Origin of the sequence: Streptomyces sp. SID12501 (assembly GCF_010550245.1) — a bacterium.
Classification (GTDB): domain Bacteria; phylum Actinomycetota; class Actinomycetes; order Streptomycetales; family Streptomycetaceae; genus Streptomyces.
This window is the reverse complement of record NZ_JAAGLU010000478.1, coordinates 1-495: the sequence shown is the minus strand read 5'-3', so window position 1 is coordinate 495 and position 495 is coordinate 1. Positions and strand designations below refer to the sequence as shown.

The 495-nt window shown below is 73.7% G+C and carries 1 pseudogene; it reads left to right on the top strand.

What is annotated here, in order from left to right:
* Positions 1–391: pseudogene (locus G3I71_RS46865) on the top strand (hemin transporter); the annotation flags it as partial.
* Between the last annotated feature and the right edge of the window lie 104 nt (positions 392–495).

The window sequence follows — 495 nt, the reverse complement described above, 5'->3', positions numbered from 1 at the left end:
GGTGCTGCTCGCGTCGGCCGGCATCGGTTGCACCCCGATGCTGTCGATGCTGGAGCACCTGGCCGAGACCGGGCACGCGGCCCCCGTCACCGTCCTGCACGCCGACCGCTCCCCCGCCGCCCACGCCCTGCGCGCCGACCACCGCGCCCTCACCCACAAGCTCGCCGACGCCTCGGCCCGCTTCTGGTACGCGGAGTCGGCGGAGCCCGGCGACGCCACCGGCCTGGTCGACCTGACGGACGTCCCGGTCGCCCCCGGCACCACCGCCTACCTGTGCGGACCGCTGCCGTTCATGCGGGCGGTGCGCGCGCAGCTGATCGCCAAGGGGGTGCCGGCGTCGGACATCCACTACGAGGTGTTCGGCCCGGACCTGTGGCTGGCATCGGCCTGACGGCCGGCCGGATCCGCTCGCTCGCCGTACGAACGCCCTAGCCCCGGAAGGGTCGCCTCCGCTACACCGGAACGTGACGAGACGCACACGGAGTGTGTCTCCAA